The sequence below is a fragment of the Pseudomonas sp. genome (genome assembly GCF_049300855.1).
Lineage (GTDB): Bacteria > Pseudomonadota > Gammaproteobacteria > Pseudomonadales > Pseudomonadaceae > Aquipseudomonas.
The window spans coordinates 1-22,541 of record NZ_JBAQKH010000034.1 but is presented as its reverse complement, the minus strand read 5'-3'; the positions used below and the strand labels follow the sequence as shown (position 1 = coordinate 22,541).

The 22,541-nt window shown below is 58.7% G+C and carries 20 protein-coding genes; 13 read left to right on the top strand and 7 right to left on the bottom strand.

From position 1 onward, the window contains the following. The first annotated feature begins 370 nt into the window (after positions 1 to 370). Entirely contained in the window at positions 371 to 976 is a 606-nt protein-coding gene (locus tag WA225_RS19475) for a helix-turn-helix transcriptional regulator (RefSeq protein ID WP_422609225.1), read from the top strand. Further along, positions 960 to 1,835 carry a queuosine precursor transporter gene (locus WA225_RS19470; protein WP_422609196.1) on the top strand — a complete coding sequence of 292 codons (876 nt, stop codon included), beginning with the start codon at positions 960 to 962 and terminating at the stop codon, positions 1,833 to 1,835. The genes WA225_RS19475 and WA225_RS19470 overlap by 17 nt, the downstream gene beginning before the upstream one ends. 54 nt (positions 1,836 to 1,889) lie before the next feature. On the opposite strand, the gene queC is transcribed toward WA225_RS19470, so the two are convergent. Next, the gene (gene queC / locus WA225_RS19465; RefSeq protein ID WP_422609195.1) at positions 1,890 to 2,588 is read right to left on the bottom strand and encodes a 7-cyano-7-deazaguanine synthase QueC; all 699 of its coding nucleotides are present in this window, start codon (positions 2,586 to 2,588) and stop codon (positions 1,890 to 1,892) included. A 157-nt stretch (positions 2,589 to 2,745) separates the two neighbouring features. Here queC and arfB point away from each other — a divergent pair, with 157 nt between their 5' ends. Then, positions 2,746 to 3,159 carry an alternative ribosome rescue aminoacyl-tRNA hydrolase ArfB gene (gene arfB / locus WA225_RS19460; RefSeq protein ID WP_422609194.1) on the top strand — a complete coding sequence of 138 codons (414 nt, stop codon included), beginning with the start codon at positions 2,746 to 2,748 and terminating at the stop codon, positions 3,157 to 3,159. Here the strand turns inward: arfB and WA225_RS19455 are convergent. From WA225_RS19455 to phhA, 6 genes are all read right to left on the bottom strand, one after another. Next, on the bottom strand, positions 3,156 to 4,343 hold the full coding sequence (locus WA225_RS19455; RefSeq protein ID WP_422609224.1) for an MFS transporter: 1,188 nt from the start codon (positions 4,341 to 4,343) through the stop codon (positions 3,156 to 3,158). The two genes, arfB and WA225_RS19455, sit on opposite strands and share 4 nt — an antisense overlap. 111 nt (positions 4,344 to 4,454) lie before the next feature. Next, the gene (locus WA225_RS19450) at positions 4,455 to 4,637 is read right to left on the bottom strand and encodes a hypothetical protein (protein WP_242204356.1); all 183 of its coding nucleotides are present in this window, start codon (positions 4,635 to 4,637) and stop codon (positions 4,455 to 4,457) included. A gap of 70 nt (positions 4,638 to 4,707) precedes the next feature. Then, the gene (locus WA225_RS19445) at positions 4,708 to 4,839 is read right to left on the bottom strand and encodes a hypothetical protein (RefSeq protein WP_016987951.1); all 132 of its coding nucleotides are present in this window, start codon (positions 4,837 to 4,839) and stop codon (positions 4,708 to 4,710) included. Between the two features lie 266 nt (positions 4,840 to 5,105). Further along, positions 5,106 to 6,299, bottom strand: coding sequence for an amino acid aminotransferase (locus tag WA225_RS19440; protein ID WP_422609193.1), 1,194 nt, complete (start codon positions 6,297 to 6,299; stop codon positions 5,106 to 5,108). Next, entirely contained in the window at positions 6,299 to 6,655 is a 357-nt protein-coding gene (locus WA225_RS19435; RefSeq protein ID WP_003222798.1) for a 4a-hydroxytetrahydrobiopterin dehydratase, read from the bottom strand. Before WA225_RS19435 ends, WA225_RS19440 begins: the two co-directional genes overlap by 1 nt. Before the next feature lie 117 nt (positions 6,656 to 6,772). Further along, entirely contained in the window at positions 6,773 to 7,564 is a 792-nt protein-coding gene (gene phhA, locus WA225_RS19430; protein WP_007920123.1) for a phenylalanine 4-monooxygenase, read from the bottom strand. Positions 7,565 to 7,955: 391 nt separating this feature from the next. On the opposite strand from phhA, the gene WA225_RS19425 reads away from it, so the two are divergent. The 10 genes from WA225_RS19425 to WA225_RS19380 form a co-directional block, all read left to right on the top strand. Beyond that, positions 7,956 to 9,524 carry a sigma-54-dependent transcriptional regulator gene (locus WA225_RS19425; protein ID WP_108225913.1) on the top strand — a complete coding sequence of 523 codons (1,569 nt, stop codon included), beginning with the start codon at positions 7,956 to 7,958 and terminating at the stop codon, positions 9,522 to 9,524. Between the two features lie 306 nt (positions 9,525 to 9,830). After that, a complete protein-coding gene (locus WA225_RS19420; protein WP_242204350.1) occupies positions 9,831 to 10,571 on the top strand; it encodes a flagellar basal body rod protein FlgF in 741 nt (246 codons plus the stop codon). Positions 10,572 to 10,616: 45 nt separating this feature from the next. Next, positions 10,617 to 11,402, top strand: a complete 786-nt coding sequence (flgG, locus tag WA225_RS19415) for a flagellar basal-body rod protein FlgG (protein ID WP_166222483.1) — start codon at positions 10,617 to 10,619, stop codon at positions 11,400 to 11,402. A gap of 52 nt (positions 11,403 to 11,454) precedes the next feature. Beyond that, a complete protein-coding gene (gene flgH, locus WA225_RS19410) occupies positions 11,455 to 12,150 on the top strand; it encodes a flagellar basal body L-ring protein FlgH (RefSeq protein ID WP_103305339.1) in 696 nt (231 codons plus the stop codon). A gap of 27 nt (positions 12,151 to 12,177) precedes the next feature. Next, a complete protein-coding gene (locus WA225_RS19405) occupies positions 12,178 to 13,266 on the top strand; it encodes a flagellar basal body P-ring protein FlgI (protein WP_422609223.1) in 1,089 nt (362 codons plus the stop codon). A gap of 11 nt (positions 13,267 to 13,277) precedes the next feature. After that, the gene (gene flgJ, locus WA225_RS19400; RefSeq protein ID WP_422609192.1) at positions 13,278 to 14,573 is read left to right on the top strand and encodes a flagellar assembly peptidoglycan hydrolase FlgJ; all 1,296 of its coding nucleotides are present in this window, start codon (positions 13,278 to 13,280) and stop codon (positions 14,571 to 14,573) included. A gap of 24 nt (positions 14,574 to 14,597) precedes the next feature. After that, positions 14,598 to 16,643: a flagellar hook-associated protein FlgK gene (gene flgK, locus WA225_RS19395; RefSeq protein WP_422609191.1), complete on the top strand. Its 2,046-nt coding sequence runs from the start codon at positions 14,598 to 14,600 to the stop codon at positions 16,641 to 16,643. 13 nt (positions 16,644 to 16,656) lie between these two features. Continuing rightward, positions 16,657 to 18,225, top strand: coding sequence for a flagellar hook-associated protein 3 (locus WA225_RS19390; RefSeq protein ID WP_422609190.1), 1,569 nt, complete (start codon positions 16,657 to 16,659; stop codon positions 18,223 to 18,225). 114 nt (positions 18,226 to 18,339) lie between these two features. Then, positions 18,340 to 21,951 carry a glycosyltransferase gene (locus WA225_RS19385; RefSeq protein ID WP_422609189.1) on the top strand — a complete coding sequence of 1,204 codons (3,612 nt, stop codon included), beginning with the start codon at positions 18,340 to 18,342 and terminating at the stop codon, positions 21,949 to 21,951. A gap of 225 nt (positions 21,952 to 22,176) precedes the next feature. After that, a partial coding sequence (locus WA225_RS19380; protein WP_422609188.1) for a calcium-binding protein occupies positions 22,177 to 22,541 on the top strand: 365 nt, incomplete at its 3' end.

Below are 22,541 nucleotides of genomic sequence, written 5' to 3'. Positions count from 1 at the left end.
GCATCATAAATTTTTCAGTGAGGAACGCCACAGAATTAATCAAAAAAATGAACATTCTTCAAAGAAAATGATTCTTTTTGTAGTCGTTGCGGGTGTAAAACAGGCACTGCCCGGTGCCAGTTTTCAGGCTCCGGGTGAAAGTCATCAGGAACTGACGAGGCAGTACAGAGGCTGAAAGGATCCTGCAAGTGGGTGGGATACAGCCCGTGAAAGCTGACTTTTTATACCGAACCCAAGGAGGGACAGTGCTATGATCTCGCGCGGCACTGACAGGGATAAAACTGCAATTTCCTACCTCACTTGTGTATGTCCGGAATGATCATTCGGGGCGTGACATTGATTGCAGTTAACAACGGACGGTAAGCATTTGATACATAGAAGAGAAAGATCGGAGAATCTGAAAAACAACATCAAATACCTGATCAAGAGTCGCGGGGAAACTCAGTTGTCCCTGTGCCACTCCAGTGGTTTGACCCGTACGACCATCTATAACATTCTTGAAGGCAAGGTGGTCAATGTACAACAGTCCACTGTGCGCAAGATTTCTGATTTCTTCGGCGTGTCTTACGAAGAAATAGAGACGATTGATTTTGAAGAAAAAGAAATCATCGAAAGCAGTATTTCGCCACAGGGGAATATGAATCCGGCCGCTGTTCCGGTGATTAAAGAAAGTATGCTGCTGCAAAGTCTGGATAAAAGAATTGGTGAGTTGGCCACTATTTTTCCATTGACTTACTACTTTGGCGCGTCCTTCAACCTGGTTGGCGTGCTTCTGGAAAACGAAATCAGCGGGATGAATGAACCTGGCGATCTGCTGATCGTGCAAAAAGGAGCATCGACCAGCGACAGGGAAAAGCTGGTGTATGACAAAATCACAGCGAAGTTATCTATAAGCCATGAAGGCAACTTTGATACGGATCGTGTATGCGTAATCGGAGATGTAATCGAGGAACGATTTAATGGACTGCAGTGTTGAGTTGGAAAACAGCAAGTACAAGTTGCTGGGATTCGAAAATGGAAAAAGCCTGGCCGTCATCATGGTCATCGCGACAGGCAAAATAATTAAAATAAAGCTAAGTGAAGTGTTGAATAGTGAGATTATGGATAATCTGAATAAAATCGAAGTGAAAAACCTCTACAAGAAGTTTTACTCCCAGGGCGGCGCACTCACCGCTTACGAAATCAATGACCGGCATGAGAGTTCCTGGATGATCTACATCATCCTGAACCTGATGCTGTTTACGCTGTATATCTTCACCAGTATTGCCGCGACAAAACCTATTTACCTGGATTATTTCGACATTGTCGTCACTCCGGGAACGTTCCTGTATCCGCTGACCTTTCTGATCGTTGACTTGTTGAACGAAACCTTCGGGCTCAGGCTTGCACGCCGAGCGATACTCTTCGCGTTTATCAGCAATGCGGCGATTATCATTCTATTGGCGATTACCACCCATCTTCCGGGGCTGCCGGGGTGGAAGCTTGATGGGCCTTACAATGACGTGATCAGTCAGCTGTCTTCCGTTCTGGTGGCATCTTCCATTTCTTTTCTGGTGTCCGAGAATATAAATTCGTATCTATTGTGCAAAATCAAGGAGCTGACCAACTCCAGATTCCTGTTCTTGCGCGTGTTCTTGAGTACATTGTTTGCGGTGATCATCGACAGCTTTCTGTTTTGCTACATTGCCTTTTACGGAACGATGGAAAACAGCGCGATCCTGAGCATGATCTATGTGCAGATCGCGATTAAAGTGGGCTTTGCTTTCTTTAATATCATGCCGGCGTATGGCGCGCGGTCACTGTTCAAGAAATACCTGACGGGGAGTCAGGCTTGATCAAATAAAAAATAACGCTCGCCTGGGTTGTCTAGGCGAGCGTTATTTTGTGCCTTAATTCAACTTGAGTTTCGTTTTCAAGCTATTGGTAACCTGCTCTTTATTTTCCAGGAACTCGTTGAGTCCTTTCGCGCGAAGATTGCAGGCATCACAGTCAGCGCATCCGCTTCCGGCGATACCGTTATAGCAAGTCAGTGTCTGATGGCGCATCAGATCCAGCTGGTTGTGATAGTCAGCCAAGGCCCAGGTTTCTGCCTTGTTCAACCACATCAGGGGTGTTTCGAGGCGTAACTTGTAATCCATGCCTAACTCAAGAGCGTTGTTCAGTGCTTTGACAAACTCGTCTCGGCAATCCGGATAACCGGAGAAATCGGTTTCGCATACGCCGGTAATGACCGTTCTGGCTTGTACTTGATAGGCATAAATGGAAGCAAGGGTCAAAAACAGAATGTTTCTTCCCGGGACAAAAGTGCTGGGCAGGCTTTCTCCGGAACTGTTGACGGTCGGCACCGGAATGTTGTCGCGTGTCAGGCTGCTGATGGCGAGTTCATTAAGCAGCGAGACATCCATGACTTTGTGCACGGTGACGCCGAGTTTTTTGCAAAGTTGCTGTGCAACTTCAATTTCGGCGTGGTGGCGTTGACCATAGTCAAAGGTGATGCAGTGGACTTCGTCATAGCGGGTCAGCGCATGAATCAGACAGGTCGTAGAGTCCTGCCCACCACTAAACACGATAACTGCCTTGTTGCTCATAAGTCTGCTTCCTGCATTGATCGGGTAAGTTAAAAGGCGGCAATGGTAACTCGAAATGACGCTCGACATAAGTGCGCAGGAAGTTGTGCCAGCGGGCAGCCGGTCACTCTGCGGCTAATCGCGGTATCCTGTGCGTTCTGATTAAGGGCGTTTTTCCATGCTGGTGATTTCCAACAACGTGCATCTGCCGGATGCCGAGATCGAGCTGACGGCCATCCGCGCGCAAGGCGCCGGTGGGCAGAACGTCAACAAGGTCTCCAGCGCCATGCACTTGCGCTTCGACATTCCGGCCTCGTCCTTGCCCGAGTTCTACAAGGAGCGGCTGCTGGCGCTGCGCGACAGTCGCATCACCAGCGATGGCGTGTTGATCCTCAAGGCCCAGCAATACCGCACGCAGGAAGCCAATCGCGCGGATGCGCTGGAGCGTCTGGTCGAACTGATCCTCAGCGCGACCAAAGTCGAAAAGAAACGCCGCCCGACCAAGCCGACCCTCGGTTCAAAGAAACGCCGGCTCGAATCGAAAACCAAGCGCGGCAGCATCAAGGCCGGGCGCGGCAAGGTGGATTTCTAGTCTTCGCGGTACTTCGCCGTGTGCTTGTAGAGATACACGCTCAGCGCCAATCCGCTTAGCGAGGCGAGGGCGGCGAAGAGGAAGATCGAGGCGAAACCGAATCCCGCTGCAATCGCCCCGGCCAATGGCCCGGTGATCCCCAGCGACAAGTCGATGAACAGTGAGTAAGCGCCAACGGCTGCGCCACGGCTTGAAGCGGGCACCAGATTCACCGCTTCCACGCCCAGCGCCGGGAATACCAGCGAGAAACCAAACCCGCTCAACGCCGCACCAGCCAACGCCCAATGCGCGTCCGGCGCCAGCCACAACAGCAGCAGGCCCAGGGTTTCCACCGACAGACAGGCAATCGCCACGCGAAAGCCACCGAGGCGGTTGATCAGGTTGCCGAACAGCAGTCGCGCACCGATGAAGCTGGCGCCGAACAGGCTCAGGCACAGTACCGCGTTGTCCCAATGCTGGGTCGCGTAATACAGGGTGATGAAGGTGGCAATGGTGCCAAAGCCGATCGAGCCCAGCGCCAGACCGCAACCGTGGGGAAACACTTTGCCGAGCACATGCATGAACGGCAGACGCTCGCCGGTGACAATCGGTGCCGGCGTTTTTGGCCAGGCGAGCAACAGGCCCAGCGCGGCCAGCAGGATGATGCTGACGCCCATGCTCCACAACCCCAACTGGCCGACCAGCCACACGCCGAACGGTGCGCCGACCGCCAGTGCGCCATAACTGGCGATGCCGTTCCAGGAAATCACCTTGGCGGTGTTGGCGGCGCCGACCCGGCCAATGCCCCAGCCAATCGAGCCGGAGCCGACCAGACTTTCTGCGCTACCGAGTACCAGACGGCCGATCAACAGACTGATCAAACTTAGCATCGGCATGCTCGGTGTCCACGCCGAAATCAGCATGAACACACCGCTCAAGCCGCACCCGGCCAGGCCAATCATCACCGCCCGTTTGCTGCCCTGGTTGTCGATGATCTTGCCGGCGTACGGACGGCTGAGCAGGGTCGCGAGGTATTGCACGCTGATCACCAGGCCCGCGATCACTGCGCCAAAGCCCAGATCGCTGTGGACATAGCCCGGCAGCACCGCGAGCGGAATGCCGATGTTCAGATAGCCGATAAAGGTGAAGAGGACGATGGAGACAACTTGCAGCGTGACCGCCAGGGGGCGCTGGGGTTCTGGCATAGACGACATGGGTAACGATCCACGGGAACGGCAGATTAGATAGGCTGCTTATGATACCGGCGCGAACGGCTCTGGGGCGGGAAAAGTAAAACTATTTGCTCGGCGGCGGCTTCAAGGTTTGTCCGGCGCAACCAACTGCGTGGTAACCAGCGCGGCGAGAGCATTTTCCTCTGTGCCGAAACGGGCGAGCAGGGCGGCTTGTTTCTCGGGCGAGAGACGGTTCCAGATCTCGATCATTTTCTCGGTCGCGCCGATCAGGACGGCAGCTTGGCTTTCGGAGAATTCGTCGGTCATGGCGGGCTCGGGGTTCAGGCAGTGTGGAAAGCGCATGTTAGCGCTTTCCACACGGTCTGTACGACGGGTCTTACTCTTCGTTGTCGGCCGGGCGGCTCTCAACGGCTTCTTTCGGCTCGGGCTGCCCCGCGCCGGCTTGTTGCGTGGTCGTCTGCTCAGGTACGTGCAGGCTTGGGAAGGGGAGATTAGGAATCTCGTGCATGGTTGCGCTCCTCGCTAAGTCTGTTGATAGATCTGGTAGATCCGCGCTTTTAGAAAGCCTGCGCAGGATACAGCAGGAAAAATGACAATCAGACTTTTAATTCAAATTAATGCGACAGATGGCCGCAGGGGAGGCCCAGACGAGAGATTGATCGTTCCAACGCTCTGCGTGGGAATGCCTCAATGGACGCTCTGCGTCCGCTGTTGGGACGCAGAGCGTCCCGGGCTGCATTCCCACGCGGAGCGTGGGAATGAGCGTGGGAGGGATTACTTGCAGACGCTGGCGATGGCTTCGGCCAGCAGCGCGAGGCGCGTTGCGTCGATGCCGGCGACGTTTGCCCGGCCCGAGCTGACCATGTACACGCTGTGATGCTCACGCAGTTGTTTTACTTGCTCCGGCGACAGCCCGGTGTAAGAGAACATCCCGCGTTGCACGCCAATGTGTGCAAAACGCTCGCGCAAGCCGTGTGGCTCCAGCGCTTCAACCAGACCGCTGCGCAGTTGCGCAATTCGCAGGCGCATGGCTTCCACTTCATCGGCCCAGCGCGCTTTCAGCTCCGGGTCGGCGAGGATGGTCGCGACCACCGCAGCACCGTGATCCGGCGGCGTCGACCACAGGTTGCGGGCGATGTTGGCCAGTTGGCTGCGGATGTCGATGAGCTTGTCAGCGCTTTTCGCGCAGACGATCAGCGCACCGGTACGGTCGCGATACAGACCGAAGTTCTTCGAGCAGGAACTGGTGATCAGCAATTCTGGCACTTGCGCCGCGAACAACCGTGTCGACCAGGCATCCTGCTCCAGTCCATCGCCAAAGCCCTGGTAGGCAAAGTCGATCAGTGGCAGCAGATTGCGCTTGCGCACCACGTCGAGCACGCGCTGCCAGTCGTCATGGCTCAAGTCAAAACCGGTCGGGTTGTGGCAGCACGCGTGCAGCAGCACCACATCACCGTTCGGCACTTCGTTGAGCACGGCGAGCATGGCTTCAACGTCGAGGCGGTTGTCACTGCCCACGTAAGGGTAGTGACTGACCTTGACCCCGGCTGCGGCGAAAATGGTTTCGTGGATCGGCCAGGTCGGGTTGCTCAACCACACGCCTTTGCCCGGCAGGCACTGAGCGATGAAGTCGGCGGCCAGACGCAGCGCACCGGTACCGCCCGGGCTCTGGGTGGCGCCGGCCCGTTGTTCGCTGATCAGCTTTGAGTCGGCGCCCAGCACCAGCTCATTGATGACTTTGCCGAACAGCGGGTTGCCGTGGCCACCGATGTAGGTCTTGGTGTCCTGGCTTTCGACCAGCCGCGCTTCGGCGATTTTCACCGCTTCCGGGATCGGCGTCAGGCCCTGGGCGTCCTTGTAGACGCCAACGCCCAGGTCGAATTTGCGCGGATTGCTGTCCTGCGCATACGCCTCCATCAAGCCGAGGATCGGGTCGCCGGGTACCCGGCCGATGGCGTCGAAGTGCATTACTTGCGTCCTTCTGCAGTCTTGGCCACTTCGTCAGTGCGCGCGGCCATGATGAAGTCGTTGCGATGCAGGCCTTTGATCGAGTGGCTCCACCAGGTCACGGTGACTTTGCCCCACTCGGTCAGCAGGCCCGGGTGATGACCTTCGGCCTCGGAGATCTCGCCGACAGCGTTGGTGAAGGCCAGCGCGTGCTTGAAGTTCTTGAACAGGAAAACTTTCTCCAGCTGCATGATGCTGTCGCGTACTTCGATGTTCCAGTCAGGGATCTGCTTGATCAGGATCGGCAGTTCTTCGTCGCTGACTTGTGGCGCATCGGCGCGGCAGGCTTCGCAGTGGGCTTGGTTCAAAGTGGACATGGTGTATTCCTGAAATCGAGTGTGTTTTTTTTATTTAAGCTTGTGAGCCATCAGTGCCGTCACGCTAAACCAAAGCGGCGGCGACTGACAGGCTCAATTGTCAGCAAAAGTCGCGGTTCACGCGGCTTTCGGTTTCGGCGGAAATTTCGGCGCGTGCAGACCTAGCTGCATGCCTTGGCGAACCATGGCCATGATGTCTTCATGAGCCACGTCGAACAGACGCTTGAGGTTCGGCAGGACAAAGTACAGCGGTTGCAGGATGTCGATGCGATACGGCGTGCGCATGGCTTCCAGCGGATCGAAGGCCTGATGCTCCGGCTCGTCCGACAGCGAGTAAACGGTTTCTTTCGGTGAAGACAGAATGCCGCCGCCGTAGATGCGTTTGCCTTGCGGGGTGTCGACCAGGCCGAACTCGATGGTCATCCAGTACAGACGCGCCAGGTACACGCGTTCTTCCTTGGTCGCCTGCAAGCCGAGCTTGCCGTAGGTGTGGGTGAATTCGGCGAAATACGGATTGGTCAGCAGCGGGCAGTGACCAAAGATCTCATGGAAAATGTCCGGCTCTTGCAGGTAATCCAGCTCTTCGCGGGTACGAATAAACGTAGCCACCGGAAATTGCTTGCTGGCCAGCAGTTCGAAAAAGGTCTGGAAGGGGATCAGTGCCGGCACGCGGGCGACCTGCCAACCGGTGGTCTCGCCGAGCACCTTGTTGATCTCGCCCAGTTGCGGGATGCGGTCGTGGGGCAGACCGAGTTTTTCGATACCGTCCAGGTACTCCTGGCAGGCACGCCCTTCGATCACTTTCAACTGGCGAGTGATCAGCGTGTTCCACACCGCATGTTCTTCGGCGGGGTAGTCGATAAAACCTTGCGCATCGGGCTCGCGGGCCACGTATTGCGTCTGCTTCATGCTGCTCTCCTGCTAGGGGGAATTCGTTCTTGTTATGTCCAGCGATGGATTCAGAATTACCCGAGAGCGATGAGGTTTGCAGCAGGTTGATCGCGATGCGTGTAGGAAATTTCTCCGTAAATCGTAAAATAATCGTTACGCTTTGACGGATATATCGCGTTTGCGGTGATTGGCGGGTTTGAAAAGGCCGGTGACTGTCACATAATCTTGACAACTATCTGCGTGCCTCGACAGAAAAATGAGCTTCGGGCGCACCGCAATACCTGTGGGAGCGAGCTTGTTCGCGAAAGCGCTGGGTCTGACACATCAATGCTGGATGTGCTGACGCCTTCGCGAGCAAGCTCGCTCCCACAGGGTCAGTATCAGCTCCCAATCTTGTCGGGTCTTATATATGCGCATCAAAGTCCACTGCCAGAACCGCATCGGCATCCTGCGCGACATCCTCAACCTGTTGGTGGCGTACGGCATCAACGTCGCGCGCGGTGAGGTCGGCGGTGAGCATGGCAACGCGATCTATCTGCATTGCCCGAACCTGATCAACATTCAGTTCCAGGCGTTGCGTCCGAAATTCGAGGCGATCGCCGGGGTATTCGGCGTCAAGCGGGTCGGGCTGATGCCCAGCGAACGCCGGCACATGGAGTTGAACGCGCTGCTTGGCGCACTGGAGTTTCCGGTGCTGTCGATCGATATGGGCGGCTCGATCGTGGCGGCCAACCGCGCGGCGGCGCAGTTGCTCGGTGTGCGGGTCGATGAGGTGCCGGGGATTCCGCTGTCGCGCTACGCCGAAGATTTCGACTTGCCGGAGCTGGTACGCGCCAACAAATCGCGAATCAACGGCATGCGGGTCAAGGTCAAGGGCGACATCTTTCTGGCTGACATCGCGCCGCTGCAATCGGAGCACGACGACAGCGAGGCCATGGCCGGTGCGGTGCTGACGCTGCATCGCGCAGACCGTGTCGGTGAGCGTATCTATAACGTGCGCAAGCAAGAGTTGCGCGGCTTCGACAGTATCTTCCAGAGCTCGAAAGTGATGGCCGCCGTCGTGCGTGAAGCACGCCGTATGGCGCCGCTGGATGCGCCGCTATTGATTGAAGGCGAAACCGGCACCGGCAAGGAATTGCTCGCGCGCGCCTGTCACCTCGCCAGTCCACGCGGGCAGTCGCCGCTGATGGCGCTCAACTGTGCCGGCCTGCCTGAGTCGATGGCCGAGACTGAGCTGTTCGGCTACGGCCCGGGTGCCTTCGAAGGTGCGCGCGCCGAAGGCAAACTCGGGCTGCTGGAATTGACCGCGGGCGGCACGCTGTTTCTTGACGGTGTCGGCGAAATGAGCCCGCGCCTTCAGGTGAAGCTGCTGCGCTTTTTACAGGACGGTTGCTTCCGTCGGGTCGGCAGTGATGAAGAGGTTTATCTGGATGTGCGGGTGATCTGCGCCACCCAGGTCGACTTGTCGGAACTGTGCGCACGCGGTGAGTTTCGCCAGGATCTGTATCACCGTTTAAATGTGCTTTCGTTGCACATTCCGCCGCTGCGCGAATGCCTCGATGGCTTGACGCCACTGGTCGAACACTTCCTCGATCAGGCCAGTCGGCAGATCGGCTGTTCGCTGCCGAAACTGGCGCCGGCGGCGATGGATCGACTCAGTCATTACCATTGGCCGGGCAACGTGCGGCAACTGGAGAACGTGTTGTTCCAGGCGGTTTCGCTGTGTGATGGCGGCACGGTGAAAGCGGAGCATATTCGTCTGCCGGATTACGGTGTGCGTCAGCCGCTTGGCGACTTCTCGCTGGAAGGTGGATTGGACGAGATTGTCGGGCGCTTCGAGAAAGCGGTGCTGGAACGGTTGTATTCCGAGCATCCGAGCAGTCGGCAGTTGGGCAAGCGGTTGGGGGTTTCACACACGACGATTGCCAACAAACTGCGTGAATATGAAGTCGGCAAAGATCCCGGCAGCAGCGAATGATCGTTCCCACGCTCTGCGTGGGAATGCAGCCCGGGACGCTCCGCGTCCCAAAGCGGACGCAGAGCGTCCATTGAGGCATTCCCACGCGGAGCGTGGGAACGATCAACCTCAGCGCCAGGCTTTGCCACCTACCGGCACAACACCGCCGGTTTTTCGACTTCGATACATTTCAAATTTCCCCTCGCCATCCCTCAAGTCCTTTGTTTACCGGACCTTTGGCCGTCAGAAAAAAGTTGGTCTGCAAATTGCTTATGGCTCAGCAGTACAGCAGTGGGCGGCAAACGTCCGGCATGCAGAGGAAAGAGTGTGGACAAGTACCTTTATGTGGCAATGACCGGCGCCAGCCAGAATGCACTGGCGCAAAAGGCGCATGCCAACAACCTGGCGAACATCTCCACCAACGGTTTTCAGCGCGACCTGGAGCAGGCGCGTTCGATGCCGGTGTTCGGTGACAGCTTTCCGGCGCGTGCGTTTGCCATGAGCGAACGGCCAGCCACCGATTTCACGCCGGGCTCGCTGGTGCAGACCGGTCGTGACCTCGACGTCGCGGTGACCGGCAACGGTTTTATTGCCGTGCAAAACCCCAACGGTGGCGAAAGCTACGTGCGCACCGGCAGCCTCAACGTCGACGCCCTCGGCGTGCTGCGGGCCGGCAACGGCATGCCGGTGATGGGCAATGGCGGTCCGATCGCCGTGCCGCCCGAGCAGCAGATCGAAGTCGGTGAAGACGGCACCATCAGTATTCGCGCGATGGGCGAAGGCCCGCGTGTCATGGCCGAAGTCGACCGCATCAAGCTGGTCAATCCGGACATCAAGAACATGAACAAGGGCCTCGACGGCTCGATCTACACCAAGGACGGCAAGCCTGCGCCGGCCGATGCCAACGTCAAACTGGTGTCGGGCTTCCTTGAATCGAGCAACGTCAACGCCGTCGAAGAGATGACCTCGGTGCTGGCGCTGGCCAAGCAATTCGAGTTGCACGTCAAGATGATGAACACCGCCAAAGACGACGACCAGGCCATGGCTCGGGTCTTGCAGATCAGCTAATTATCAGAACGTCGCGCCGTAAAACAGGCGCACGAGGAGAATCGAATGCTTCCGGCTCTATGGGTTGCCAAAACCGGTCTGTCCGCCCAGGACACCAACCTGACTACCATTTCCAACAACCTGGCGAACGTGTCGACCACGGGTTTCAAACGTGATCGCGCCGAGTTCCAGGACCTGCTGTATCAGATCAAACGCCAGCCAGGCGCCCAGTCGACCCAAGACAGCGAACTGCCGTCGGGTCTGCAAGTAGGTACCGGTGTGCGCATCGTCGGTACACAGAAAAACTTCACCGCCGGCAGCCTGCAAACCACCGAGCAGCCGCTGGACATGGCCATCGACGGTCGCGGTTTCTTCCAGATCCTGCAGCCGGACGGCACCACGTCCTACACCCGTGACGGTACATTCCACCTCGACTCCAATGGCCAGGTCGTCAACGCCAGCGGCTTCGCTCTGGAGCCGGCCATCGTCATTCCGAACGATGCCCAGACCTTCACCGTCGGCCGCGACGGCACTGTGTCGATCACCATTGCCGGCAACCCGGCGTCGCAAGTGATCGGTAACCTGCAAACCGCCGACTTCATCAACCCGGCCGGTCTGCAGGCAGTGGGCAACAACCTGTTCCTGGAAACCGCTGCTTCCGGTGCTCCGCAAGTCGGCACGCCGGGCCTGAACGGTTTCGGTACCACGCTGCAGAACACCCTGGAAACCTCGAACGTCAGCACCGTTGAAGAGATGGTCAACATGATCACCACTCAGCGCGCTTACGAGATGAACTCCAAGGTGATCTCCACCGCCGACCAGATGCTCTCGTTCGTAACGCAGAATCTGTAATCAAGTCTATGAGGCGGCCATGAGGTCGCCTGCAACACCGTGAGGTAGGGTCATGAATCGCTTCGTATCTGTTTTGGCATTGAGTGGAGTCGTCTCGCTCGCGGGCTGCGTCGCCCCGACGCCCAAGCCCAATGACCCTTACTACGCCCCGGTGTTGCCGCGCACGCCGCTGCCGGCTGCCGCCAATAATGGCTCGATCTATCAGGCCGGTTTCGAGCAGAACCTGTACAGCGACCGCAAGGCGTTCCGGGTCGGTGACATCATCACCATCACCTTGAACGAGAAAACGCAGGCGAGCAAAAACGCCAACTCGCAAGTGGCCAAGAACAGCAAGACCGGCATCGGCCTGACGTCGTTGTTCGGCGGCAGTGCCACCACCAACAACCCGTTGGGCGGCAACGACCTGAGCCTGGACGTTGGCTACAGCGGCGACCGCGCCACCAAGGGTGACAGCAAGGCCGCGCAGGGCAACACCCTGACCGGCTCGATCACCGTGACCGTCGCTGACGTCTTGCCCAACGGCATCATCGCCGTGCGCGGCGAGAAGTGGATGACGCTCAACACCGGCGACGAGCTGGTGCGCATTGCCGGTCTGGTGCGTGCCGATGACATCGCTACCGATAACACCGTGTCGTCGACCCGCGTCGCCGATGCGCGCATCACCTATTCGGGCACCGGTTCGTTCGCCGATGCGAGTCAGCCAGGCTGGTTCGACCGTTTCTTCCTCAGCCCGCTGTTCCCTTTCTAGGTGGCGACTTTGAATTTCAAGAGCCTCATGCTGGCTGCGGCGCTGATGTCCGCAGCCTTTGCTGCCCACGCCGAGCGGCTGAAAGATATCGCCAGTATTTCCGGCGTGCGCTCCAACCAGTTGATCGGTTATGGCCTGGTGGTCGGGCTTAACGGCACCGGTGACCAGACGACGCAAACCCCGTTCACCCTGCAGACCTTCAACAACATGCTCTCGCAGTTCGGCATCAAGGTGCCGCCGGGATCGGGCAACGTGCAGCTGAAGAACGTCGCGGCGGTGTCGATCAGTGCGGATCTGCCGGCGTTTGCCAAACCGGGTCAGCAGGTCGATATCACGGTGTCTTCGATTGGTAACTCCAAGAGCCTGCGTGGCGGCACCCTGTTGCTGACCCCGCTCAAGGGTATCGACGGCAACGTCTATGCCATCGCTCAGGGCAACCTGGTGGTCGGCGGTTTCGATGCTGAAGGTCGTGACGGTTCGAAGATCACCGTCAACGTTCCGTCGGCCGGTCGCATCCCTGGCGGTGCCTCGGTGGAGCGTTCGGTGCCGAGTGGTTTCAACCAGGGCAATAGCCTGACGCTGAACCTCAACCGCTCCGACTTCACCACCGCCAAGCGCATCGTCGACAAGGTCAACGACATGCTCGGCCCTGGCGTGGCGCAAGCCATCGACGGCGGTTCGGTACGTGTCACCGCGCCGCTCGATCCGAGCCAGCGCGTTGACTATCTGTCGATTTTGGAAAATCTCGAAATCGATCCGGGTCAGGCGGTGGCGAAAGTCATCATCAACTCGCGTACCGGCACCATCGTCATCGGCCAGAACGTCAAGGTTTCGCCAGCCGCCGTGACCCACGGCAGCCTGACCGTGACCATCACCGAAGACCCGATTGTCAGCCAGCCGGGACCACTGTCCAACGGCCAGACGGCAGTCGTGCCGCGCTCGCGGGTCAATGCCGAGCAGGAAGCCAAGCCGATGTTCAAATTCGGCCCGGGCACCACCCTCGACGAGATCGTGCGGGCGGTGAACCAGGTCGGCGCGGCACCGGGTGACTTGATGGCCATCCTTGAAGCCTTGAAGCAGGCCGGCGCGTTGCAAGCCGACCTGATCGTGATCTGAGGCCGACCATCATGGATATGCGCAAGAGCGGTCTGGTCAGCAGCAGCGATTCGGGTTCCTACTCTGACCTCAATCGTCTGAATCAGCTCAAGGTCGGTGACAAGGACAGCGATGCGAACATGCGCAAAGTGGCGCAGGAGTTCGAATCGCTGTTCCTCGGTGAAATGCTCAAGTCGATGCGCTCGGCCACCGAAGCGCTGGGGCAGGACAACCCGCTCAACACGCCGGCGGCCAAGCAGTACCAGGAAATGTACGACCAGCAGTTGGCCGTTTCCATGTCCCGTGAGGGTGGTGGTATTGGCCTCGCCGACGTGCTGATGCGGCAAATGTCGAAGAACAAACCGATGGCGCCGGGCGAGGCTGCGGCCGCCTCCGCCGCCAAGCAGGAAGAAGCCAAGGCCAAGGCCGCTGCCGTGGTGACGCCGGTTGCCGCCGGCACCGTCGCTACCAACGGCCCGTTGTCGCGACTCAATGGCGAGCGTCCGCTGTGGGCATCGCGTTCGGTGAATGCACCGAATACACAACTGGCCCATCGCAACGACATGGAACTGATCAATCAGCGTCGTCTGGCTCTGCCACCGAAACTGGCCGATCGTTTGCTCGCAGGTCTGGTGCCGTCGGCGACGCCGGCGGCCGCCGCCAATCAATTGCCGCAGCGCGCCACGACCGCCGCCGCCACCGGTGCCGGTCCGCTGTACAACGGCGACTGGCTGGCCCGCGCCGAGAGCGAAAAAGCTTCTGGCGGGCAGATGCAGGTTTATGGTCGTGCGATGGCGCAGATTCCTTTGGCGCCAGCGAAAAAAGCCTTCAGTTCCGCCGACGAATTCGTCAACACCATGCTGCCAATGGCCAAGGAAGCGGCCGACCGCATCGGCGTCGATCCGCGTTATCTGGTGGCACAGGCTGCGCTGGAAACCGGTTGGGGCAAATCGGTCATGCGTGCGCAGGATGGCAGCAGCAGCCACAACCTGTTCGGCATCAAGGCGAGCAGCAACTGGAAGGGCGATTCGGCCCGGGCGATCACCAGCGAGTTCCGCAATGGCGCGATGGTCAAGGAGACGGCCGAGTTCCGTTCCTATGCCTCGTACAAGGACAGCTTCCACGATCTGGTGACTTTGCTGCAGACCAATAATCGCTATCAAGATGTCGTGAAGTCTGCCGATAACCCAGAACAGTTTGTACGCGAGTTGCAAAAGGCCGGTTACGCCACCGACCCGAACTACGCGACAAAGATTTCGCAGATAGCCAAGCAGATGAACAGTTTCCAAAACTACGCTGCGGCGGGTGTATCCACCACGCCTTTATAAGGCACAAGGTATAAGGTCTGAACCATGAGTTTGCTCAATATCGGGATGTCGGGACTGTCGGCCAGCCAGTCCTCTTTGGCTACGACAGGCAACAACATTGCCAACGTCGACACCGCCGGTTATTCGCGCCAGCAAACCGTGCAGGGCACCAAATCCTCGCAGCAATTCGGTACCGTTTTCATCGGTACGGGCACCACCCTGGCTGACGTGCGCCGGGTGTACAACTCGTATCTGGAAAGCCAGCTGCACACGGCAACCTCGCTGGACAGCGAATCGGCCGCGTTTCTGGCGCAGGCCACGCCGCTGGATTCCATGCTGTCGGACACCAACACCGGCCTGACCGGCGTATTGCAGAAATTCTTCACCACGATGCAGGGCGTCTCGACGTCGGCGACCGATGACACCTCCCGTCAATCGGTGCTGACCGGTGCGCAAGCGCTGACCAGCCGCTTCAACACCATCGCCAAACAGCTCAACGATCAGAACACCACCATCAATGGCAGCCTTGGCGACATGACGTCCCAGGTGAACAAACTGGCCACCTCGATTGCCAATTTGAACCAGAAGATCGGCGAGATCTCCACCAGCGGCGGGGCGCCGAACGATCTGCTCGACAGCCGTAACGAGGCGGTACGTCAGCTCTCTGAACTGACGGGCGCACAGGTCGTCGAGCGTGGCACCAGTTTCGACGTCTACATCGGCAGCGGTCAGCCGCTGGTGATCGGCAACACCACCAACTCTCTGAGCATGGTCGCGAGCAAAGACGATCCGTCGCGCATGGCCATCCAGATGGATCGCGGTTCGAGCACCCTCGACATCACTTCGGCGATGACCGGCGGTGAAATCGGCGGCCTGCTGACTTACCGCAAAGAAGTCCTCGACCCGTCGCTCAACGAGCTGGGCCGAGTGGCACTGGTGATCGCTGATCAGGTCAACAGCCAGCAAGCCCAGGGCATCGACAAGAACGGTGACTTCGGCGCGGCAATTTTCAACAACATCAACAGTGCCGCGCTGATCAGTTCGCGCAGCATCGCGCAGTCGGGCAACAGCACCGGTTCGGGCAACCTCGATGTCACCATCAAGGACACCGGCAAGCTGACCACCAGCGATTATCAGGTGACGTTCACCAGCGCCACTGACTACACCGTCAAGCGTTCCGACGGCACTGACCTGGGCGCCTTCAGCACCACCACCAATCTGCCGCCAGTGATCGACGGCTTCACCCTTGCTCTGAAGGGTGGTGCGCTGAGCGCCGGTGACAGCTTCAAAATCACCCCGACCCGTAATGCGGCGGCGAGCATCCAGACAGTGCTCACCGATCCGAAGAAAATCGCTGCGGCCGGTCCGTTGACCGGTGTCGCCAGCGCGGCCGGTCTGGGCACTTACACTCAGCCGACACTCAGCAGCAAGATCGATATCTACAACCCGACGGCCCAGGCTGACATGCAGGCGGCGCTGAAGAACTCGACGCCGGTCAAACTGGTGTTCGGTGCGGTCAGCGGCGGCAGCCAGTCTTACTCTTTTGTGGATGCCAAGGGCGGCGTGATCAGCAGCGGCACAGTCGTTCCCGGTCAATCGAACACGCTGGACCTGAAGGTCGGCATCGTCGATGCCAGCGGCAACCCGGTGCTGGACACCAGCGTTACGCCGAACGTACAGAAAACCTTCTCCATGCAGACCACCATTGGCGGCACGCCGAAGCCAGGCGAAACCTTCACCATGAACCTGACCGGTGCGGCGTCTTCGGACAACCGCAACGCGCAATCATTGGTCGCCCTGCAAACCGCGCAATCTGTTGACACCGGTTCGGCCAGCAAAGGCATCAGCCTGACTGACGCCTACAACAAGCTGGTGACCAACGTCGGCACCAAGACCGCCCAAGGCAAGTCCGACAGCGCCGCGACCACGGCGATCCTGGATAACGCCAAAGGTGCGCGCGATTCGCTGTCCGGCGTGAACCTGGATGAAGAAACCGGCAACCTGGTCAAATATCAGCAGTACTACACAGCGTCTTCGCAGATCATCAAAGCTGCGCAGGAAACTTTCGCCACGCTGATCAACAGCCTTTAAGGAGTCGTAATTCATGCGCATTTCCACCGCCCAGTATTACGGCACGCAAGCGTCGGACTATCAGCGTAACTTCAACAAGGCAGTCGCCACCGCCAGCGAGGCGAGCAGCCTGCAACGCATCACCAATGCGTCCGATGATCCGATCGGTGCCGGGCGTTTGCTGCAACTGGGCCAGCAGGCCGCGATGCTGGATCAGTACAAGACCAACGTCGACACCACCAAAAGTGCGTTGAACGTGCAGGAGACCACGCTGGACTCCATCACCACGGCATTGGCCCGCGCCAAGGAAATTTCCCTGGCGGCCAACAACGGCACGATCACCGACAAAGACCGCCAGGCTTACGCCTCGGAACTGGGCGAGATCCAGAAACAAGTGCTGGGCCTGATGAACTCCAAGGATGCCAACGGCAACTACCTGTTCTCCGGTTCGAAAACCGACACAGCCCCGTACTCGCAAAACGGCGACGGCACTTACACTTACAACGGTGACCAGACCACCATCAATCTGGGCATCGGCGACGGCCTCACGGTTGGCACCAACACCACCGGTTGGGACGCTTTCCAGCAGACTATCAACACCGCCCGCACCAACGTCACCCGCACGGCTCCGGCGGTAGATGATGGCCGTGTGGTGCTGTCCAACGGTACGATCGGCACTGAAGCCACCTATAACGCCAAGTTCACCGCCGGGCAGCCGTACACCGTCAGTTTCGTCAGCAGCACACAGATGCAAATCACTGACGCACTGGGTAACGACGTGACCGCTGAAGCCAGCAAGAACGGCGTGATCAGCAACACCAGTGGTTCCAATCAGAGCTTCAGCTTCCGTGGCGTCGACATGCAGCTGAACATCAACCTGAAGGCCGGTGATACCAACCCGGACGCGGTCATTGCCGGGCACAGCTTTCAGTTGGCGGTCACACCGGACACGTTCACCACTGCGCGTAGCCCGGGCAACCCTTCGACGGCGGTGATCACCGGTTCCACTATCACCGACCAGGCCGCCTACACCGCAGCATTCCCGCAGGGTGGCGCGGTGCTCAAATTCACCAGCGCCACAGCGTTCGACCTGTACGCGGCGCCGGTCACGGCGGACAGCAAGCCTGTTTCTTCGGGCACCGTGGCCGGTGGTAATGCAACGGCGGCCGGCGTGACATTCGCTTTGGGCAACACCCCTGCGGCCGGCGATCAGTTTTCGATTCAGCCGAATAACCACCAGACCCAGAACGTGCTCGACACTTTGGGTCAGATGATTACGGCGCTGAACACATCCATCGATGGTGATCCGGTCGCCAAGCAGAAACTGCAGGGCGCCATGGAAGCTGGTATCGGTAACATCGACGCTGCGGCCAATCAGATTGGCACCGCAGTCACGTCGATCGGTGCCCGTGGTCAGTCACTGGATATGCAGGCTGTTACCAACGACAGCCTGAGTACCGCCAACACCACGACGCAAGGTTCGATCCGCGATTCCGATCCGGCCGAAGTCATGACTCGTCTGACCCTGCAGCAAACCATGTTGCAAGCCGCGCAACTGGCGTTCAGCAAGATCAGCCAGTTGGGTCTGTTCAACAAGATCTGACGGTAACGGGCGCGTAAGCGCCCGAAACTTCGGCTCCTGAGTTTTCAATGTCTTTTTTCGCGGTTTCAGAGGGCTCGCAATTCCGGGCGGGTTCCCGCCGCTTGCGAGTCCACCGTGAAGTCACTTCCCCTTGTCAGCCTTGTCAGCCTTGTCATTCCTGCCTTCAATCCGCGCTTTTTCGAGCGGGCATTGCGCAGCGCCGTCAGCCAGGGTTATGGCAATCTTGAAATCATTGTGTGCGATGACAGTCGCGGCGATGAAATCGAAGCCATTGTCACAGGCTTGATCGAGCAGAGCGGGGTGGCGGTGCGTTACGTGCGCAATCCGCACACCTTGGGAATGGTCGGCAACCTGCAGGCGTGCCTGGATCAGGCGCAGGGCGAATTCATCAAGTTTCTGTGCGATGACGATCAACTGTTCAGCAGTTGCATCGAGCGTCAGGCCGACGTGCTTGCTCATCGTGACGAAGTCAATCTGGTGCTGGCCCAGCGGTTGTTCTGGGACGCCGACGACATGGTGCTGCCGTCACGGCTGGAAAACACACCACTGTCACCGATCAGTGGCTTGTTCAAGGGGGAGGACCTGCTGGCGCTCTTCGAGACGTTCCCGTCGAACCTCCTCGGTGGTTTCAGTAATGCCCTGTTCCGTCGCGCCGACATTGTCGAATTACTGCCGGCGCTGACTCAGCCAGACCACTGTTTTGTCGCGAGCCTCGATTTCGCGTTGTTCGTGTGTTTGCTGCGACGCGGCAACGTAGTGATTTCCAATCATGTGTTGAGTGTCGAACGCCTGTATCCGGATCGTTTGAGCGGCCAGCAAGCCATGAAGGACGCGATGGGCGTCGAGCAGAAATGGCTGCTGCAAATGCTCGAGGCGCGCAGCGGAGAGTCGGCGCCAGCCAAGGGGTGGGCGCGTTATGTGCCAATGCCCAAAGCGGATGAGTCGCCTCGGGTCTGGACAGAGCTGCCGCTGAGCCGAACGCTCGGTACCAAACAGAGCGCCCAGATCTGGCAGGTTGGCGCTGACAGCCAGAGTTTTTCCGAACTCTACTCGCAATGGCTGGCGTGCCGCAGGCTCAGTGACGTCCAGAGCAGATTGCTGCCCGACACCCTGGCAGGCTGGCCGTCCACACCGCGTATCGTGCCGATCGTGGTGGATGAGCAGGGCAGCCCTGCGGCGCTGGAGCGCACGCTGGAAAGTCTCGCCGCGCAGGTCTATCCGCCCGAGCTGACGCTGGTGTTGTCCAGCCATTGCGCTGAACCGGTACTGGATGGGCGGGTGTTCCATTTGCCGTTACAGGACGACTACCTGCAACAGATCAATCAGTTGCTGCCGCAACTGGAAGGCGCTGACTGGTTCTATCTGCTGCGCGGCGGTGATCGTCTGGTGGCCCCGGCCTTGCTGATGATGGCCGAGCGCATCGCCTTCAACAACGCTTTGCACTGTCTGTACAGCGATGAAGGCAGTTTGCGTGCGGGCGAATCGGCGGAACCGGCATTCAAGCCTGACTTCAACCTGGATCTGATGCGCTCCTACCCCTATGTCGGCCGCGCCCTGGCGTTCCGGCGCGAGACCTTCCTGGCACTTGGCGGCTTCGATTCGACGTTTGCCGAACTCGCGCCTCACGACATCCTCTGGCGCATGGTTGAGGATCAAGGCACTCAGGTGGTGGGGCATCTGGCCGAGATTGCCATCGAGTCGTCTTTCGACCTGGCCCAGTGGTTGTCGCTGCCCGCTGTAACGGATAACAACGCGCGATTGCTGTCGGCACATCTTGATCGGCTGGGAATCGCCCACGATCTGCGTCGTGGCAGTGTCGAGTTGCTCAATCGAGTTGATTACCGGCATGCCCGTCGGCCGTTGGTCTCGATCATCATTTCTACTCGCGACCAGATTGCTGCCCTGCAACGCTGTGTCGAAAGCCTGCTGGAAAAAACCGCGTACAGCGAGTACGAGCTGTTGCTGGTCGACAATGCCAGCGAGACCGCCGAGGCCCGCGCCTGGCTGGACGGTATGGCGCAACTGGGCAGCGAGCGCGTACGCGTGCTGACTTACCCGCAGCAGGGTAACGTCGCCGCGTTGCGCAACTTTGCCGTGGCTCAGGCGAGGGGCGAGTATGTCCTGCTGCTCAACCCTTACACCGTGATCACTCAGGCTGACTGGCTCGACGAGTTGCTCAATCACGCTCAGCGCCCGGAAGTCGGCATCGTCGGTGCCAAGCTTTTCAATCCCGATGGCTATGTGTTGCATGCGGGGCTGGTGCTCGGTCTGCAGGGGCCGGCCGGCCTGCCGTTTTATGGTCAGGCGATGCAGTCATCCGGCTACATGTTCCGCTTGCAAGTGGTTCAGGATCTGAGTGCCGTCGGCGCCGATTGCCTGATGGTGCGCAAGTCAGTGTTCGATGCGGTTGACGGTCTGGATGAGCAGAGTCTGCCGCGTATGCTGCATGAAGTGGACCTGGCACTGCGCGTAGCCCAGCAGGGTTATCTCGTGGTGTGGACACCTTATGCGGTGCTGGCGCTGGGCGCGCAGCCAGTCGACGCAGTCATCAATGAAGAAGCGGTCTCGCACACTCAGCAGGAAGAAACGTTTTTCAAGCGCTGGCTGCCGGTCATTGCCCGCGACCCTGCCTACAATCCCAATCTGTCGTTGCACAAGCACACGGGTTCGAGCTTCACGCTCGAGCCGGGCCTGCGCACAGGGTGGAGTCCTTTCAGCAACAGCACGCTGCCGAAGATTCTCGGGTTGCCGCTCAACGCCTCCGCGATCGGTCACTATCGTGTCACGCAACCGCTGATCGAACTCGAAGCGGCCGGGCGGGTACAGGGGCAGATTCGCTATAGCGTGAACCTGCCGCCGATTGTTGAAATCGAGCGTATGTCGCCTGATGTCATCGTTCTGCAAGGGCGTTACACGGCGGCGTCGGTCAACGAAATGCCGGTGCTGCGCAACTACTTCAATGCTCGCAGCATCTATGAGCTTGACGACTACGTCATTGATGTTCCTCATCGCAATGCGCATATCCGCAACATGCCGGACAAGTATGAAATGGAGCGTATTGTTCGCCGTGCGATCGGCATGTGCGACCGCGTCGTGGTTTCGACTCAGCCATTGGCCAACGCCTTGTCGGACATGCATCACGACATCCGTGTCGTGCCGAACATGTTGGCGAAAGAGTTCTGGAGCAACCTGCGCGGCCAGCGCCGGACCTCGAAAAAACCGCGAGTCGGTTGGGGCGGCGGCACCAGTCACCATGGTGACCTCGCGGTGATCGCTGATGTCGTGCGCGAACTGGCGGATGAAGTCGACTGGGTATTTTTCGGCATGTGCCCGGATGATCTGCGCCCGTACATGCATGAGTTCCACGGCGTCATTGCCCTCGACGCTTACCCGGCCAAACTGGCCAGTCTCAATCTGGATCTGGCTTTGGCACCGCTGGAGTTCCATATTTTCAACGACTGCAAAAGCAACCTGCGTCTGCTGGAGTACGGTGCCTGCGGTTACCCGGTGATCTGCACCGACACCGAAGCCTACCGCGGCTATCTGCCGTGCACGCGGATCAAGACCAACACTACGGATGAATGGCTGCAGGCTATCCGCATGCACCTGGCCGATCCGGACGCCAGCTACCGCATGGGCGACGAGTTGCGTGAAGTCGTGCTGCGCGACTACGTGTTGCGCGGCGATAACCTGCGTTACTGGGAGCAGGGCTGGCTGGCGGATTGATCGATCAGCTCCGGCTACCTAAAAAACAGGCGACTTTTTCAGTCGCCTGTTTTTTTTTGCGTCGTGTATTCGTCTTTGTATCAATCCCAATACATTTTTCGCAGCGGCTCAAGTTGCGATCCTTTCCTGTCGATATCAACACATTCGTAGTTTTTTATTGTTCGCCGCGATGACGTGATCGCCACGCGAACCGGTACCGGTTCACAACAAGGCAAGGAAGAAACAATGGCTGTTATTAACGGGACAAGCGGCGCGGATACGCTGACGGGTACCAGTGGTGATGACGAGATCAACGCCTTGGGTGGCAATGATGTGATCAAGGGCAGCGGCGGTGCGGACAAGATCGATGGTGGCTCTGGTGTTGATACGGTTGATTATTCGAACTCGAACGCCGGCGTAAATGTTGAGGTTCGCTTCGGTACGGGAGCAGTTGGCAAGGGTGGGGATGCCGAAGGTGATCTTCTGACCGGCATCGAGAACGTGATCGGCTCGGCGTTCAACGACGTCCTGACTTCTGGCCCTGATCACACCGCCACGGCCATTCGCCTGGAAGGCGGGGCGGGCGATGATATCTACTACATCAACACCGG

What these genes read in the sequence shown, in the direction of transcription:
- flgJ (WP_422609192.1), top strand. Translation starts at nt 13,278, where the DNA reads ATGGATATGCGCAAGAGCGGTCTGGTCAGCAGCAGCGATTCGGGTTCC.
- WA225_RS19440 (WP_422609193.1), bottom strand. Translation starts at nt 6,299, where the DNA reads ATGCACTTCGACGCCATCGGCCGGGTACCCGGCGACCCGATCCTCGGC.
- flgH (WP_103305339.1), top strand. Translation starts at nt 11,455, where the DNA reads ATGAATCGCTTCGTATCTGTTTTGGCATTGAGTGGAGTCGTCTCGCTC.
- queC (WP_422609195.1), bottom strand. Translation starts at nt 2,588, where the DNA reads ATGAGCAACAAGGCAGTTATCGTGTTTAGTGGTGGGCAGGACTCTACG.
- WA225_RS19405 (WP_422609223.1), top strand. Translation starts at nt 12,178, where the DNA reads ATGCTGGCTGCGGCGCTGATGTCCGCAGCCTTTGCTGCCCACGCCGAG.
- flgG (WP_166222483.1), top strand. Translation starts at nt 10,617, where the DNA reads ATGCTTCCGGCTCTATGGGTTGCCAAAACCGGTCTGTCCGCCCAGGAC.
- WA225_RS19455 (WP_422609224.1), bottom strand. Translation starts at nt 4,343, where the DNA reads ATGCCAGAACCCCAGCGCCCCCTGGCGGTCACGCTGCAAGTTGTCTCC.
- phhA (WP_007920123.1), bottom strand. Translation starts at nt 7,564, where the DNA reads ATGAAGCAGACGCAATACGTGGCCCGCGAGCCCGATGCGCAAGGTTTT.
- flgK (WP_422609191.1), top strand. Translation starts at nt 14,598, where the DNA reads ATGAGTTTGCTCAATATCGGGATGTCGGGACTGTCGGCCAGCCAGTCC.
- WA225_RS19445 (WP_016987951.1), bottom strand. Translation starts at nt 4,839, where the DNA reads ATGCACGAGATTCCTAATCTCCCCTTCCCAAGCCTGCACGTACCTGAG.
- WA225_RS19390 (WP_422609190.1), top strand. Translation starts at nt 16,657, where the DNA reads ATGCGCATTTCCACCGCCCAGTATTACGGCACGCAAGCGTCGGACTAT.
- arfB (WP_422609194.1), top strand. Translation starts at nt 2,746, where the DNA reads ATGCTGGTGATTTCCAACAACGTGCATCTGCCGGATGCCGAGATCGAG.
- WA225_RS19450 (WP_242204356.1), bottom strand. Translation starts at nt 4,637, where the DNA reads ATGACCGACGAATTCTCCGAAAGCCAAGCTGCCGTCCTGATCGGCGCG.
- WA225_RS19435 (WP_003222798.1), bottom strand. Translation starts at nt 6,655, where the DNA reads ATGTCCACTTTGAACCAAGCCCACTGCGAAGCCTGCCGCGCCGATGCG.
- WA225_RS19470 (WP_422609196.1), top strand. Translation starts at nt 960, where the DNA reads ATGGACTGCAGTGTTGAGTTGGAAAACAGCAAGTACAAGTTGCTGGGA.
- WA225_RS19425 (WP_108225913.1), top strand. Translation starts at nt 7,956, where the DNA reads ATGCGCATCAAAGTCCACTGCCAGAACCGCATCGGCATCCTGCGCGAC.